The sequence below is a fragment of the Yeosuana sp. genome, assembly GCF_057126245.1.
Window position 1 is genome coordinate 122204 of record NZ_DBNGMQ010000054.1, and the last position, 14669, is coordinate 136872.

Here is a 14669-nt window from a genome sequence, read left to right on the forward strand (position 1 = left end):
AAATTGAGCATATGAAACATTTTTTATTAGCTGCTATAGCTATTTTTTTTGGGTTTACATCTACAATATTTGCTCAAAACACTAGTGAAAAAAGAACCTTAGATACATTAAATACTCAGGTAAGTATAGCCACTAATTCTCTAGACTCAATTCCGTTACAAAAAAATCATTTAGTCTCATCAACGATTGAGATAGCGCAATCTGCTAGTGCTATAGTTCCCATTGAAGGTTTCTCAATAAATAGTTTACTTCGTGGCGCTTTAGGTATGTTAGTATTGTTATTTATTTCATTTCTACTAAGTACAAACAGAAAAGCCATCAACTGGAAAACCATTTGTTTTGGTTTATTAGCTCAATTATTATTAGCTATCGGAGTTTTAAAAGTCCCTTTTATTCAGGGTGTTTTTGAATTTGTAGGGAAAATATTCGTTAAAATATTAGAATTTACGCAAGCAGGAAGTGTATTTTTACTTGGAGACATGATGAATGTTGAAAGTTTCGGATTTATTTTCCTTTTTCAAGTATTACCTACTATTATTTTCTTTTCAGCACTTACCTCTGTTTTATTTTATTTAGGCGTTATACAAGTTGTGGTAAAAGGAATGGCTTGGGTACTGACAAAATTATTAGGTATTTCAGGGGCCGAAAGTTTGAGTGTTGCTGGTAATATATTTTTAGGGCAAACAGAAGCGCCTTTAATGATTAAAGCCTACTTAGAGCGTATGACAAAGTCAGAAATTCTATTGGTAATGGTTGGTGGTATGGCAACTGTGGCGGGCGGTGTATTAGCGGCATATATTGGTTTTTTAGGTGGTGATGATCCCGTACTAAAAATATTTTATGCAAAACATTTATTAACGGCATCTGTTATGGCAGCTCCTGGAGCCATTGTAATTTCAAAATTATTATATCCACAGCAAGACCCAATTGATACTAAATTAGAAGTATCTCAAGAAAATATTGGCTCCAATTTTTTAGATGCCATTGCAAATGGTACGACTGAAGGATTAAAACTAGCCGCCAATGTTGGGGCAATGCTGTTGGTGTTTATAGCTTTTATAGCTATGATTAACTATGGCTTTGGTAAGATTGGAATGATTGGCGGACTTAATAAATGGATTTTAGAAAATACACCGTATACAGCTTTTTCGTTAGAATTTGCCTTGGGCTACCTATTTTCACCCTTAATGTGGCTTATTGGAGTCGCCAAAGAAGATATGGCACTCATGGGACAGCTTCTTGGTATCAAATTAGCGGCCAGTGAATTTGTAGGCTATATCCAATTAGCAGATCTTAAAAACGTAGCGAATGCAACACATTTCAAATTTGAAAAGTCTATAATCATGGCAACCTATATGCTTTGTGGTTTTGCAAATTTTGCTTCTATTGGTATTCAAATTGGTGGTATTGGCTCTTTAGCGCCAGGGCAACGAAAAACCCTTTCAGCATTTGGAATGAAAGCGCTTATTGGAGGCACTATTGCGTCTTTATTATCTGCTACTATAGCAGGTATGATTATAGGATAGTAGTTAATAACTTTTAATATCATTTAAGAGCTAGATATTTTCAGTTCAACCCTTTTTTTTATTTTTATTTTTTGAAAAATTCAATTAAATTTTAATCAGATTTCCACCTTTGTGGAATACAATTATGAAGCAATATCACGATCTTGTAAGACATGTTTTAATCAACGGAAATCAAAAAGAAGACCGAACAGGGACCGGAACAAAAAGCGTTTTCGGATATCAAATGCGGTTTGACTTAAGTGAAGGGTTCCCTATGTTAACTACTAAAAAGTTACATTTAAAATCTATTATTTACGAACTCCTTTGGTTTTTAAAAGGCGATACGAACATCAACTATTTAACTGATAATGGTGTGCGCATTTGGAACGAATGGGCCGATGAAAATGGTGACTTAGGCCCTGTTTACGGACATCAATGGCGCAATTGGAACAGTGACGAAATTGACCAAATAAAAGAAATTGTTGATACCTTAAAAAATAATCCTAATAGCAGACGTATGTTAGTTTCTGCCTGGAATCCTTCGGTATTACCAGACACATCAAAAACGTTTAGTGAAAACGTAGCCAATGGAAAAGCGGCATTGCCACCATGTCATGCGTTTTTTCAGTTCTATGTAGCCAATGGCAAGTTGTCTTGTCAATTATATCAACGAAGTGCTGATATTTTTTTAGGAGTCCCCTTTAACATTGCATCCTATGCATTATTTACTATGATGATGGCACAAGTATGTGGTTATGAAGCTGGTGAATTTATTCACACGTTTGGTGATGCACATATTTATAGTAATCATTATGAGCAATTAGAATTACAACTATCTAGGGAAGCCAGACCTTTACCTAAAATGATTTTAAACCCAGATATCAAAAATATTTTTGATTTTACATTTGATGATTTCACCCTAGTAGGTTATAATCCGCATCCGCACATAAAAGGTACAGTAGCTATATAAAAAAAGCGCTTTCAAAAATGAAAGCGCTTTTTGTTTAAGTTTTTCTATTATTAAAGGTTTAAAACTCCATTTTCTGCTCCAGCAAAATCGCTCCAAGCATAAGAATCTGCTTCAGAATCATTTACATATTCACCATCAATTATGTATTTAAATTCATAAGAATTTCCTTTGTCTAAATCAACAGTACCTTTAAAAATACCGCTTTTCAATTTTTTAAGACTTTTTGTTTTAGTATCCCAATTATTGAAAGTTCCAACAACTTTAACTTCACTAGCTTCCTCTGCAGGTATAGCAAATGTTACTTTACATACTGGTTTACTCTTTAAATATTGTTTTGTAATAGCCATAATTTCAAATTTTAATTAATTAACATGACAAAATTAGCAAACAATTACTCATAAAAGATTATTTAAAACTCTTAAGTTCAAAGAATTATCAATTTGTCAAAATTGATGTTAAAAAATGTAAAAACTTAAATAAACATAGCCATTAGGTTATTATATTATCAGTTTGATTTTAAGTGATTTAGTTATATTTTTCGCAAAATAAACCCGAAAACGTTTGCGTGTTAACACTCTTATGGTTCACTTTAAAAGTTTTATATATGTCGTTAAAATTGGTTAACTTTACACCATTAATTTATAATTATGTTCGGAACAAAAAAATCGGATTCTCATATAGATAAAGACCAGTTAGAGCTTATTGAATACGCTCAAAAACGAATTAAACAAAAAAAACGTTTGTATATTCATTTTGTAGTATTTTTAATTGGTTCTGTGTTTTTTATATTATTAAACTTAGTACTTGGTTTTGGTGAAAACTTCAAACCCTTTGATACCAATTGGTTTGTATTCGCCATTTTAGCATGGTTGTTTTTATTATTATATCATACGTTTAATGTCTTTGTTACACATCATTTTATGGGTAAAGCTTGGGAACAAGTACAATTAGAAAAACTTGTAGCTAAGCAAAAACAAGGTATTACAAAACTCGAAAAAACGATTCCTGTTATTGACGAGACAAATACAACTTCTGAAACAGATTCTAAAAAAAAAACTGACATAACCAAAAATCTTACCATTATTGTAGCGGCCGCAGAGAATAATGCTATTGGAAAAGATAACCAACTTATATGGCATTTAAGTGATGATTTAAAACACTTTAAAACACTTACCAACGGCCATCATATTATCATGGGGAGGAAAACCTTTGAAAGCTTTCCAAAACCCTTACCTAACAGAACCCACGTTGTTATTACTAGGCAAGCTAACTACCAAGTGCCAGAAGGCGTTATTGTCGTAAAAACGTTAGAAGATGCTCTTGATACTGCAAAACATGATTCTCAACCTTTTATAATTGGTGGTGGTGAAATTTATAAACAAGCCATGGCTATTGCCAATAAAATTGAAATAACCCGTGTTCATGAATATTTTGAAGGTGATACTTTTTTTCCTGAAATAGATCCTAATATTTGGAAAGAAACGTTTAAAACATTTCACAAAAAAGACGAAAATCATGATTATGATTTTTCCTTTATTACATACCTTAAAAAGTAACTCGTAATTATTACAAATATTCTGTGCTTTACAACTAGTTAATAATCAAAAAATTAATTAGCAACAGTGCTTACCTTAATTAATCAATCAAAATCATGACATCATTTTTCAAACTGTATTTACAAAAAACAGTATGTATCTTTCTAATTGCTTGTTCGATTAGTTTTAATATTGTTAACGGACAAACTAAAGAGGAAAAAATAGAAAACCTCCTAAATTTATATACCGAATACAATCAATTTAACGGTTCTGTTTTAGTGTCTGAAAAAGGAAACGTTTTGTACAAAAAAGGATTTGGCTATGCTAATATGGAGTGGGATATATCAAATGACCCAGAGACTAAACACAGATTAGGATCAATAACCAAACAATTTACTGCTATGCTAATTCTACAATTAGCTTCAGAAGGTAAAATAGATTTACAAGCACCCATTTCGAAATATTTACCAGATTATCCAAAAAAAAATGCTGATATTATTACAACGCATCATTTACTTACCCATACTTCAGGAATTCCAAATTATACAGCGTTCCCCAATTTTTTTAAAGATGAAAGCAAAAACAAATATACACCTAAAGAGTTTACTAAAACATTTGCCGACTCAATTTTAGAATTCGCACCAGGCGAAAAATTTAATTATAGTAATTCTGGCTATTTTGTTTTGGGTCTGCTTGTTGAAACTATTACAGGAAAAAGTTATGAAGAAATGTTGCAAGAACGCATTTTTAATCCATTAAAAATGACTGACACAGGCTACGATCATCACGAAACTATTTTAAAAAACAGAGCAGCAGCTTACGAAAAAGAGGGGCCAAGCTATGTAAACGCTGCATATATAGACATGTCTTTACCTTACGCCGCTGGCTCGATGTATTCAACAGTTGTGGACTTGTATAAATGGGATCAAGCACTTTATACAGAAACAATACTTCCTAAAAAATATATAGATTCTTTGTTCGGAAAATACATCCCATCTTGGGAGAATACCTTTTACGGTTACGGATGGGGTATTGGTGAAATTGCTTTAGGAAATACCGATGAAAAAATAGAATTTATTGGACACGGTGGAGGAATTAATGGTTTTAATACATTAATAACCAGAATACCTTCTGATAAATCTTCAGTTATTTTATTTAATAATACCGGTGGTGCTGCTTTAGACAATATAACTAAAGCAATTTTAGGTATTTTATATAACAAACCATACGATTTACCAAAAAAATCAGCTGCGTTATCGTTATTAAATGTAATTCAAAAGGATGGCATTGACGCTGGTTTAAAACACTATATAAAGATTAAAGATGACAAGAGTTACAATTTGTCTGAAAACGAAATGAATAGAATTGGGTATCAATTACTAAGTTTAGGTAAATTAAAACTGGCTGAAGCTGTTTTTAAATTAAATATGGACGCATTCCCAAAATCATTTAACGTTTATGACAGTTATGCCGAAGTTCTTATGAAGCAAGGACAGAATGATCTAGCAATTAAAAATTACAAAAAATCTATTGAGCTTAATCCAGTCAACGAAAACGGAAAAGAAATGCTTGAAAAATTAGGCATAAAAACAGATGATTTTGTAAAAGAAATTAAAATTGAAGATAGCATTCTTGACAGCTATGTTGGCAAATATGAACTTATGCCAAATTTCATTTTAACGGTTACTAAAGAAGGCTCTCAAATGAAGGCCCAAGCTACAGGCCAGCCTGTTTTTGATATCTTTCCAAAATCTGAAAACGAGTTTTATTTAAAAGTCGTTTCTGCATTATTAACCTTCAATAAAGATGAAAACAACGACGTTGAAAATGTGGCATTGTTTCAAAACGGACAGGAAATTATTGGAAAAAAACTATCTGAATAAGCCTTACAGTGTGGTATAAATCTTGCTTGACTTTATAAATTTTTTCACCTACTTTCGTTTAACATTATAGTTAAACGAACCTTCTCAAAATTCTTTTTAAACAGCTATGGCTATTTTTACTAATTTCGCAACATGGTAAAAGAAATCCAGCTTCGCGTTACTTTAAAAGAAGAAGAGCGCAGTGATATTTTAGTTATAAAATCGGCTCATGCTTTAGATATTGATAAAGAAGATATTACAGGCGTTAAAGTCCTTAGAAAGTCTATTGATGCGAGAAAACCAAAAATAATCTTAAATTATAAAGTTGCCGTTTATATTAGAGAAGTATTACCAAAAACATCAGAATATCAATTTGATTATAAAGATGTTTCAAAAGCAAAGCCTATTCATATTATTGGCTTTGGTCCTGCTGGCATGTATGCCGCTTTGCGTTGTATAGAATTAGGCTACAAACCCATTGTTTTAGAACGTGGCAAAAATGTTCAAGATCGCCGTAGAGACATCAGAGCTATTAATCAAGAACATACCGTTAATGAAGATTCTAACTATTGTTTTGGTGAAGGTGGTGCAGGTACCTATAGTGATGGGAAACTTTATACCCGTAGCTTAAAACGTGGTGATGTTAGGCGAATCTTTGAAAATCTGGTTTATCACGGTGCAACCGATCAAATTTTAGTGGATGCCCATCCGCATATTGGCACTAATAAATTACCCAAAGTAGTCCAAAATATTAGAGAAACTATACTAAAATATGGTGGTGAGATTTATTTTGAAACTCGTGTGGTTGACTTTTCTGTTAAGAATCGAAAAATTCAATCTATACAATTACAAAATGGTGAAGAACTAACGGTAAATAGGGTTATTTTAGCTACCGGACATTCGGCACGAGATATCTTTTACTTATTATATAAAAAGAAAATAGCTTTAGAAGCAAAATCTTTTGCCATGGGTGTCCGTGTTGAACATCCACAACATATTATCGATTCTATTCAATACCATTGCAGTGGTGAACGTCATGAGTTATTACCTGCGGCATCATACAGCTTGGTGCAACAAGTTAACGATCGTGGTGTCTATTCATTTTGCATGTGCCCTGGTGGTTTTATTGTTCCTGCAGCAACCTCTGAAGGTGAAGTCGTTGTGAATGGGATGTCGCCTTCAAAACGAAATAATTTGTATGCCAATTCTGGTATTGTCGTTGAAATAAATGCCGATAAAGACTTATTTAAATATGAACAATTTGGACCATTAAAAGGGTTAGAATATCAGAAAAATCTAGAAAAAATAGCGTTTACAGCAGGTGGACGAACTCAAGCGGCTCCTGCCCAACGCTTAACCGATTTTGTAGAAGGTAAATTATCAAATGATTTAAATCCGTGTTCATATCAGCCAGGATTAAAATCGGCTCCCTTACATTCCCTTTTGCCTAAATTAATTGGCACAAGATTACGCAAAGGCTTTCAAGCTTTTGGACAAAAAATGAAGGGTTATTATACGGCTGAAGCCAATGTAGTTGGTGTTGAATCAAGAACCTCATCGCCTGTTTGTATTCCAAGAAATGAGCAACTAGAACATCCAGAGGTTTCTGGACTATTTCCCTGCGGCGAAGGTGGCGGCTATGCGGGAGGAATTGTTTCGGCCGCTATGGATGGCGAACGTTGTGCGGAAGCTGCAACTAGAGGTTTGTAAAATATATCTTAGTCAGGGGTTTTGTATTATTATGTTTATCTATATAAAGTAAAGCCGTCTAACTTCTAAAATATTACTATTTTTACAGCATTAAAAATTAAACGAATATGAACGCATATATATTTCCAGGGCAAGGGGCTCAATTTTCAGGAATGGGTTTAAACCTATACGAATCGTCACCTTTAGCACAAAAATTATTTGAACAGGCCAATGATATTTTAGGTTTTCAAATTACAGATATCATGTTTGAAGGTACCGCAGAAGCATTAAAAGAAACCAAAGTAACGCAACCTGCTATTTTTTTACATTCAGTAATTCTTGCCAAAACATTGGAAGATAGTTTTAAACCAGATATGGTTGCAGGACATTCCTTAGGTGAATTTTCAGCCTTGGTAGCCAACGGTTCTTTAACGTTTGAAGATGGTTTGAAATTAGTTTCTCAACGCGCATTAGCGATGCAAAAAGCTTGTGAACTCCAACCAAGCACGATGGCAGCCGTTTTAGGATTAGACGATACCGTTGTAGAAAAAATATGTTCAGAAACTCAAGGTATTGTGGTTGCTGCCAATTATAATTGTCCAGGACAATTAGTGATTTCTGGAGAGGTTAATGCCATTAATTTGGCTTGCGAAAGTCTAAAAGAAGCTGGTGCAAGACGTGCGTTGGTTTTACCTGTTGGAGGCGCATTTCATTCCCCTTTAATGGAACCCGCTCGCGAGGAATTAGCTGCAGCCATTGAACATACAAAATTTAGCAAACCTGCTTGTCCTATTTATCAAAATGTAACGGCAAGTGCAGTAATTGATGAAGCTTCCATAAAATTAAATTTAATATCACAATTAACAGCACCTGTTCGTTGGACCCAATCTGTTCAACAAATGATTGCGGATGGCGCTACCTTATTTACTGAAGTTGGTCCAGGAAACGTATTACAAGGTCTTGTTAAAAAAATAAATAGAGAGGCTCAAACAGCTTCAGCTACAATAGAAAAATAGTAATATGAAGTTATCAAAACGCTCTATTGTAATTATTATAATTATCGTAGGAACGATTGCGGTTGACCAAATCTCAAAAGTTTTAGTAAGAGCTAATGTAGAACCTGGTTCAAGATCAAATATCATAGGAGACTATTTCACGCTTCATAATGTAGAAAACGTAGGGGCTTTTTTAGGCATGGGAAGTGATTTAAACCCTACCCTTAAACTTATTCTGTTACTTATATTGCCCATTATTGTTTTAGGCTATGTTACGTTACATATTTTTAAAGATAAACATCTAGACAAAATGTCTCTTTTTGCTTTTGCTAGTATTATTGGTGGCGGTATCGCCAACGTATTTGACCGAGTAGTCTTTGGCTCTGTAACCGATTTTTTTCATATTGATTTAGGAGGTGTATTTAGAACTGGCATTTTTAACATGGCTGATCTTTCGGTTACAACTGGAATGATTATACTGTTGTTTGTAAGCTTTACAAAGAAAAAGACAAACAACTAATAAATCAAAACTAAAAACCCACCTCAATGAGGTGGGTTTTTAGTTTTGATTATTTTATTTATCATTAATAATGAGGATTCTCATCTTCTAAAAATCCGGTTCGCTTGTGGCCTACAAACTTATAAACGATTCCAGGATCCCAGCTAAATTCAGCTTCAAATGAAATTAATTGAAAGATATTTCTGTTAATTTCTAACAATCTGTTCCCATTTCCAGGCAGATCGCATAGCATCATCTAATGTTAATTGAGCTTTCCAACCTAACTCATTATTTGCCTTGGTAGTATCAGCATATGCAGAAATGATATCACCTTCCCTTCTATCAACAATTTTGTAATTAAGTTTTTTTCCAGAAACTTTTTCAAATGATTGTACTACTTCCAAAACTGAACTTCCTTTACCAGTGCCTAGGTTAAAAGTCTCATAATTTGATTTATTATTGCCTTTAAGAAGTCTTTGTAAAGCAATCACATGTGCTTTAGCTAAATCTACTACATGTATATAATCACGAATACAAGTTCCATCGGGGGTTGGATAATCATCTCCAAAAACAGATAGTTGTTCTCGTATACCAATAGCCGTTTGCGTGATAAAAGGCACTAAATTTTGTGGCACTCCAATAGGTAATTCACCAATTTTAGCTGACTCATGTGAACCAACCGGATTAAAATAACGTAAAGCTATAGCTTTTATACTTGGTACTACTTTGCAAACATCACTTATTATTTCTTCACCAATTTGTTTGGTATTACCATAGGGGGACTCTGCTTGTTTTACGGGCGCATTCTCTGTAATTGGTAATTCGTCAGCTTGACCATAAACAGTACAAGACGAACTAAAAATAAAACTCGCTTCAGGTAATTTTTTAAGTTCTTTTAGAATATATATCAATGTACTTATATTATTTTCATAATACATTAACGGTTCTTTTACGCTTTCACCTACGGCTTTACTAGCCGCAAAATGAATAACTCCTTTAATATCATGATGTTTTTTAAAGAAAGCTTCAACATCAGATTTCTCCTTTAAATCTAATTTTTCAAATACGGGTTTTTTTCCTGTTATAGAAGTAATTCCGTCTAAAACTTTTATCGAAGAATTTGATAAATCATCAATAATAACAACGTCATAACCTTCATTTTGCAATTCTACAACAGTGTGAGATCCTATAAAACCTAATCCACCAGTAACTAATATTTTATCCATTTATAAATGTTTTAACTTTTGAGGTAATAAATTCAATTTGTTCACCGTCTAACTCGGTATGCATTGGTAAAGAGATAACATCTTTTACTAACTGATTAGTTACTTCAAAATCGGCTTCATTATATCTATCATCCAAATATGCCTTTTGCTTATGTAACGGAATTGGATAGTAAACTCCACAAGGTACTCCATTGTCGTTTAGATATTTAACTAAAGCATCTCTTTCAACATTTTTTACTCTTAAGGTATATTGATGAAAAACATGACAATCACATGTTTCACAAATTCCTTCACAAGAAGAGTTGCCAATTGGCGTTATAATATCTGACTCACCTTTAAAAGCCTCATTATATTTTTTCGCAGCATTTTGTCTTGCTTTGTTGTAAGTATCAAGGTGCGGTAATTTAGCATCTAAAACAACGGCTTGCAGACTATCTAATCTCGAATTCACGCCTACAACATCATGATGATAACGTTCATACATCCCATGATTTACAATGCCTCTAATTGTATGAGCTAATTCATCGTTATTAGTAAAAATAGCTCCGCCATCACCATAGCATCCTAAATTTTTAGAAGGAAAAAAAGACGTAGAAGCGACATCACCAATAGTTCCTGCTTTTGCTTTGCTACCATCCTTAAAAGTATACGTTGCGCCAATAGCTTGAGCATTATCTTCAATAACATATAAATTATGTGCTTTTGCTATTTCTAAAATAGCATCCATATTTGCACATTTCCCAAATAAATGGACTGGAACAATTGCCTTTGTTTTAGGTGTTATTGCTTTTTTAATGGCCTCAATACTAATATTATAATCGTCAATGTTTACATCAACTAATACTGGCGTTAAATTAAGAAGTGCAATAACTTCAACAGTAGCAGCAAATGTGAAATCGGCCGTTATAACTTCATCACCAGGTTTTAAACCTAATCCCATCATCGCTATTTGTAAAGCATCCGTTCCGTTAGCACACGGAATCACATGCTTAACACCTAAATAGTTTTCTAATTTTTTTTGAAATTGATGAACTCTAGGTCCATTTATAAATGCAGTAGTTTCTAAAACTTCCTGAATGGATGAATTCACTTCATCCTTAATTTTTTCAAATTGACCCTTAAGGTCAACCATTTGAATTTTATTCATTTAACAAAAATTACAATTAGCCATAAACAACTGCTATGGCTGTATTAATGAATTACGAAATTACAAAATTCATATATGTTAACCATGTTTTTATTTTAAAGAAATGTATTTTTGCTACAAAGTAAATATTTGAATTTTATATACAACATAGGCATAAACCTAGCGGCTGTTTTTTTAAAAGTCTTAGCTCTTTTTAATAAAAAAATTGAAAAAGGTGTTAAAGGAAGGCATGAAACGTTTGGTTTATTAGAAAAGAAACTTCAATCACAGGATAAAACCTTATGGTTTCACTGTGCTTCTTTAGGTGAATACGAACAAGGGCTCCCCGTTTTTAAAGCTCTAAAAGCGCATTATTCAAACCATAAAATTATTTTAAGTTTTTTTTCGCCTTCTGGGTATGACATAAGAAAAAACAATCCTATTACAGATGTTGTTGTGTATTTACCAATCGACACCGAAAAAAACGCTAAACGTTTTATATCCCTTGTAAATCCAGAATTAAGCATTTTTGTTAAGTATGATATTTGGCCCAATTTTTTAAAAGAATTAAAAACCAAGCAACGAAGAGCTATATTAATTTCTGCATTATTCAGAAAAAATCAATCATATTTTAAATTATATGGCTCTCAATTAAGAAATGCCCTTTTTGCTTTTGAACATATTTTCACTCAGAATGAAGCCTCTAAAGTTTTGCTCAAATCCATTCATTATAATCATGTAACCGTTTCTGGAGACACTAGGTTCGACAGGGTTTCCGATCAACTAACTCAAAACAATCAACTTGACTTTATTGAAATCTTTAAACAAAGTAAGCTTTGTGTTGTTGCTGGAAGTACGTGGCCAGAAGACGAAACATTATTTATTAATTACATAAATTATAAAGGGTCAAAAGATGTGAAATTCATTATTGCCCCGCATAATATTAAAGCTGGTCAAATTAAAAGTTTTAAAGAACAATTAAATAAAGAAGCTATTTTATTCTCACAAAAAGAAACTATAGACGTCTCTAAAGCTCAAGTTTTTATTATTGATACCATTGGCCTTCTTTCAAAAATTTATAGCTATGCTGACATTGCTTATGTTGGTGGTGCTATGGGACAAACCGGTTTACACAATACCTTAGAACCAGCCGTTTTTGGAGTTCCTATTATTATTGGGAACCACTATTCAAAACAACCCGAAGCGCAGGATATGATCGATAATTCTGGCATGTTTTCTATTAAAAATCAAGATGAATTTAATCGTGTTTTAGAAGATTTAATTACAAATAATGAAAAACGCATCACTTCAGGAATTAATAATTTAGACTATATAACAAAGAATAAAGGAGCAGTAAATCATATTCTTAATTACCTTCACATATAAGTTAATCCTACAAAAGCCATAAAAAGCATATAGTCCAAAAGCTAAAGTTTTATCGTATCTATTACTTTAGATAACGAATCTAAAATGTTTTAAATTAATTAAATAAAATCATGAAAAAATTATTTTTAAGTACCCTTTTATTATTAGCAATAAGTTTAACATTTACGTCTTGTAGAGATACAAAAAAAACAGAATCAGTAGAAGATGCTGTTGAAAATGCTACTCAAGCAACTGAAGGTGCTCTTGAAGAAACAGGCAAGGCTATTGACAACGCTGTAGAAAAAACAAAAGAAGCAGGAGAAGCGACTAAAGAAGCAATAAAAAAAATTGGTGACAACTAAATACTATTTAATTAGATTAGAAATCTTAACTTTTAAAAAAGCCTTTATCTAACGATAAAGGCTTTTTTTTTGATTGATGATTTGTTTACTACATATAAATATGTCTATTTATATCGTCTTTCGTTATTCCAACTATAACTTTTTGATTTGTTAAATGTTCTTTGTAAATGATTATTGTTTAAAGTTCTCATTAGTTCTATTTTTTGTGGTTAATTTACTTTTAATTAATAATGATTGATAGTTTGATTTTTATAAATGTGCTTATTTATATCGTCTTTCGTTATTCCAATTGTAACTTTTTGATTTATCAAATGTTCTTGGAAAATGGTTATTGTTTAAAGTTCTCATTAGTTCTATTTTTTATGGTTAATATATTTTATTTAATTTTTAATTAATAACTATTCGCAATAGGTCTATTAATAAATATGGGTATCTGAATATCGCTATAGGTATAGATGTATTGTTTCTTAATGTTCCTATCACAACTTCTTATTTTAGCACTTGTTCTCATAATTTCTAGTTTTTAAACTTGCATTATACACTATAGACGACTGTATTTTAAAATTGTTACAGTACTATGTATAACAAAGTAATAATTTAACAATATTTAACATTTAATAAAAGTAACTCTTGTATTAAATTATTATTCAAATCAATTGTGATTTAGGAGAAGAAAGCTCGAGTTTAGATTGTTTGTCCACTATTATTAGGTCATTGTTCTTCCAAAATAACTAAGGGATATCCACATGTGGGAAACATATCATTCATGAACATTAAAGATTTACTATCTTAGACACATAATGTGCCCAATTCCTTTTTAAATAATCTGGGTTAAAAATAGTATTGAAATAAATGTAATATGAAAAAGAAAGAACTATGGAAGTATTTCCCAAAAAAAATTTCAACAAAACAAGTGTTAGACGTCAACTAAAAGTGAACTTTTAAAGGTGAAATACCTAAAGGCAAAAACCTTGTTGTAGACCACATAGACAACGTTAAAACAAATAATGAGTAGAGAGCCTTCAAGTAATTACAAACCGAGAGAACCTCTCAAAAGACAAATGGAGACATAATATTTCTAGTCCTTATACTGGGGTCTGTTTTTGTAAAGGAAAAAATAAATGGGAGTCAAGTATCTTTATAAATGGAACGTCTTTTCATCTTGGATTTTTCCAAAATGAAACTTATGCAAAACAAGAATATATTATTGCATTAGAATATTATAATGAACATTCTGACATAAATAATTTTCCTTTTAAAACTAAAAGAAGAGACAAAGCAATATTTACAGATTATAATCAATTAGCCATTAATTTCTCATAATATCGATTGTGGTTTTAAAATCTAAGGAAATAGTTATCAACAATAGGTTGACTCAACCGTGAGCACAATATATAAAAAAAGTCACCTAACAACTTCATAGTTAAGTGACTAATTTTCAATCTAGTACTGAAGACGGGACTTGAACCCGTACGTCCTAATGGACATTGGATTTTAAGTCCAACGTGTCTACCAATTCCACCACTTCAGCAACT

General features: G+C 32.1%; 13 protein-coding genes, 1 tRNA gene and 1 pseudogene. 10 read left to right on the forward strand and 5 right to left on the reverse strand.

The window, feature by feature from the left end; all coding sequences use genetic code 11:
- The first annotated feature begins 11 nt into the window (after nt 1-11).
- On the forward strand, nt 12-1526 hold the full coding sequence (locus tag AC15TD_RS06850; protein WP_484451394.1) for a NupC/NupG family nucleoside CNT transporter: 1515 nt from the start codon (nt 12-14) through the stop codon (nt 1524-1526).
- A 124-nt stretch (nt 1527-1650) separates the two neighbouring features.
- Nucleotides 1651-2475, forward strand: a complete 825-nt coding sequence (locus AC15TD_RS06855) for a thymidylate synthase (RefSeq protein WP_484451395.1) — start codon at nt 1651-1653, stop codon at nt 2473-2475.
- Nucleotides 2476-2525: 50 nt separating this feature from the next.
- Here AC15TD_RS06855 and AC15TD_RS06860 read toward each other — a convergent pair whose 3' ends face one another.
- Nucleotides 2526-2822 carry an isoamylase early set domain-containing protein gene (locus tag AC15TD_RS06860; RefSeq protein ID WP_484451396.1) on the reverse strand — a complete coding sequence of 99 codons (297 nt, stop codon included), beginning with the start codon at nt 2820-2822 and terminating at the stop codon, nt 2526-2528.
- 300 nt (nt 2823-3122) lie between these two features.
- Here AC15TD_RS06860 and AC15TD_RS06865 point away from each other — a divergent pair, with 300 nt between their 5' ends.
- The 5 genes from AC15TD_RS06865 (at nt 3123) to lspA (ending at nt 9076) form a co-directional block, all read left to right on the forward strand.
- Nucleotides 3123-4031, forward strand: coding sequence for a dihydrofolate reductase (locus tag AC15TD_RS06865; RefSeq protein WP_484451397.1), 909 nt, complete (start codon nt 3123-3125; stop codon nt 4029-4031).
- Nucleotides 4032-4126: 95 nt separating this feature from the next.
- The gene (locus AC15TD_RS06870; protein WP_484451398.1) at nt 4127-5893 is read left to right on the forward strand and encodes a serine hydrolase; all 1767 of its coding nucleotides are present in this window, start codon (nt 4127-4129) and stop codon (nt 5891-5893) included.
- A 132-nt stretch (nt 5894-6025) separates the two neighbouring features.
- Entirely contained in the window at nt 6026-7582 is a 1557-nt protein-coding gene (locus AC15TD_RS06875; protein WP_484451399.1) for an NAD(P)/FAD-dependent oxidoreductase, read from the forward strand.
- Between the two features lie 107 nt (nt 7583-7689).
- Nucleotides 7690-8577 (forward strand): ACP S-malonyltransferase, encoded by an 888-nt coding sequence (gene fabD / locus AC15TD_RS06880; RefSeq protein WP_484451400.1) that lies wholly within the window; start codon nt 7690-7692, stop codon nt 8575-8577.
- A 4-nt stretch (nt 8578-8581) separates the two neighbouring features.
- Nucleotides 8582-9076: a signal peptidase II gene (gene lspA / locus AC15TD_RS06885; RefSeq protein ID WP_484451401.1), complete on the forward strand. Its 495-nt coding sequence runs from the start codon at nt 8582-8584 to the stop codon at nt 9074-9076.
- A 64-nt stretch (nt 9077-9140) separates the two neighbouring features.
- Here the strand turns inward: lspA and AC15TD_RS06890 are convergent, their stop codons facing one another.
- Genes AC15TD_RS06890 through AC15TD_RS06900 form a run of 3 tightly spaced genes read right to left on the reverse strand, consistent with a single transcriptional unit; the run spans nt 9141 to nt 11428 of the window.
- On the reverse strand, nt 9141-9311 hold the full coding sequence (locus AC15TD_RS06890) for a hypothetical protein (RefSeq protein WP_484451402.1): 171 nt from the start codon (nt 9309-9311) through the stop codon (nt 9141-9143).
- Nucleotides 9262-10281 (reverse strand): UDP-glucose 4-epimerase GalE, encoded by a 1020-nt coding sequence (galE, locus tag AC15TD_RS06895; protein WP_484451403.1) that lies wholly within the window; start codon nt 10279-10281, stop codon nt 9262-9264. Before galE ends, AC15TD_RS06890 begins: the two co-directional genes overlap by 50 nt.
- A complete protein-coding gene (locus tag AC15TD_RS06900) occupies nt 10274-11428 on the reverse strand; it encodes a DegT/DnrJ/EryC1/StrS family aminotransferase (RefSeq protein ID WP_484451404.1) in 1155 nt (384 codons plus the stop codon). Before AC15TD_RS06900 ends, galE begins: the two co-directional genes overlap by 8 nt.
- 129 nt (nt 11429-11557) lie before the next feature.
- Between AC15TD_RS06900 and AC15TD_RS06905 the strand changes: the two genes are divergently transcribed.
- From AC15TD_RS06905 to AC15TD_RS06915, 3 genes and pseudogenes are all read left to right on the forward strand, one after another.
- The gene (locus AC15TD_RS06905) at nt 11558-12793 is read left to right on the forward strand and encodes a 3-deoxy-D-manno-octulosonic acid transferase (protein ID WP_484451405.1); all 1236 of its coding nucleotides are present in this window, start codon (nt 11558-11560) and stop codon (nt 12791-12793) included.
- Between the two features lie 110 nt (nt 12794-12903).
- A complete protein-coding gene (locus AC15TD_RS06910) occupies nt 12904-13134 on the forward strand; it encodes a hypothetical protein (RefSeq protein WP_484451406.1) in 231 nt (76 codons plus the stop codon).
- Nucleotides 13135-14077: 943 nt separating this feature from the next.
- Nucleotides 14078-14149, forward strand: a pseudogene (locus tag AC15TD_RS06915) (hypothetical protein); the annotation flags it as partial.
- A 432-nt stretch (nt 14150-14581) separates the two neighbouring features.
- Here AC15TD_RS06915 and AC15TD_RS06920 read toward each other — a convergent pair.
- Nucleotides 14582-14665, reverse strand: a tRNA-Leu gene (locus AC15TD_RS06920).
- Nucleotides 14666-14669: the final 4 nt, after the last annotated feature.